Genomic DNA, 1446 nt, shown 5'->3' on the forward strand with positions numbered 1-1446 from the left:
GGCTTTGTGTTTGATAATGGGATTGTTAGTATGAAGCATGATAGTTACCTCGCGTTTTGTTTAAGGATTAGACTCCCATATCAAAACCGGTAACTCTCAACCTTTCAAGGTACAGTGTCAGATCTAGTCGCGACTAATACAAAGAATCTGAACCAGATGTAATCTGACAGACACCTGTATAAATAATCGGTAACTGTCAGATCAGGTATAAGCTAGTACACATCATATCGTGGCAGTTCGCGAATGCCATCAAAGGTGCGCTGTACCGGAGTAGCATCCGCTTTCGGTGCCTCTTTATGGTACAGGTCGACATAAACCGTCTGACTGTTGCCTCGGTTTTGTTCGTTAATCGCCTGAATGTAAAACGCATCAGCTCCGGCTTTGTCGTCACGTTTTGAGGCTTCAGCCACCGCGTCAAAAATTGCGTCAAAACGGCCACTAAAAGAAATTCAATCGAACGGTTTTACCGCAGCAGCCTGCTCGGGTGTCAATTCCTGTGCCGCGTGGGCAGAAAAAACCGAGAGAGAGGAGGGTAGACGCGATAACGCGAGTCTTCAGCTTCATAAAAAATCCTTTCGCCTGACGCATGGAAGGTTGCGACAAAAAACGTCATCACCTGATGACACAACGTGGTGCCGATTATGGCACGTAATCAGCGCGTTCGCCTCAGCATTTTGTCTGGCGGCGGCGTATCGTCAGGTGGTGAAGCATTCGCGGCACAAAAAAGGGAATAATACCCATTAATGATAATTTGCGTGCGATAAGTGAGATTTATAAGGATTGTCAGTAATAACAACCTTGTAACAAGCGAGTTTTGTGAATTACTGCTAAATACGTTTTGGAAGATAATGATAAAAACAAGGTAGATAGCGGCGGCTTTTCTCCTGAACTCGAGCCATTCGCTGAAGTTTGCTAAGCATTTGGGCTTTGTTGAATAAATCAGAACTTGTAACGACTGCGCCCCATACGGGTCGATTGTTACGTGATGCGAATACTGTTCGGCATTCCTAATAGCGAGATCCGGTTAAGCGCTTTGACCATGGCCATGGCTTCACCCACCTGAGCATCGTAGTCTCTCAGACTTAGATGACCACCCAGAAGCCTTTTGAACCGGAACATGGCCGTTTCAGCCACTGAGCGCCGGTGATATCCCACTTTCTTTTTCCAGATATCGTTACTACCGCTAATGCGCTGATTTGCAACAGTGTGGTTACGCTCGTGGTAGCGATCTGGCCAATATTTCGCCCCCCTTCGTGGCGGGATAAGCGGCCTTATTTTCTTCCTCAGCAGAGCATCATAGCAGTAAACTGTATCGTAAGCGCCGTCAGCCGATACCTCTCTGATTTTCCGGTGGGTCTGGTTTATCAGCGCCGGTAGAGCTTGGGCATCAGTCGTACCACTGAGCGACAAATCCGCACAGATAATCTCATGCGTCACACTGTCTAC

At 47.2% G+C, this 1446-nt stretch carries 2 protein-coding genes; both read right to left on the reverse strand.

The features are described 5' to 3' along the window. Nucleotides 1-212 precede the first annotated feature (212 nt). Nucleotides 213-410 (reverse strand): YdgH/BhsA/McbA-like domain containing protein, encoded by a 198-nt coding sequence (locus tag QZ506_RS00585; protein ID WP_291968323.1) that lies wholly within the window; start codon nucleotides 408-410, stop codon nucleotides 213-215. Nucleotides 411-978: 568 nt separating this feature from the next. After that, on the reverse strand, nucleotides 979-1446 hold a 468-nt coding region (locus QZ506_RS00590), incomplete at its 5' end, for an IS5 family transposase (protein WP_291968324.1).

The organism is Candidatus Symbiopectobacterium sp. (genome assembly GCF_020054415.1).
Lineage (GTDB): Bacteria > Pseudomonadota > Gammaproteobacteria > Enterobacterales > Enterobacteriaceae > Symbiopectobacterium.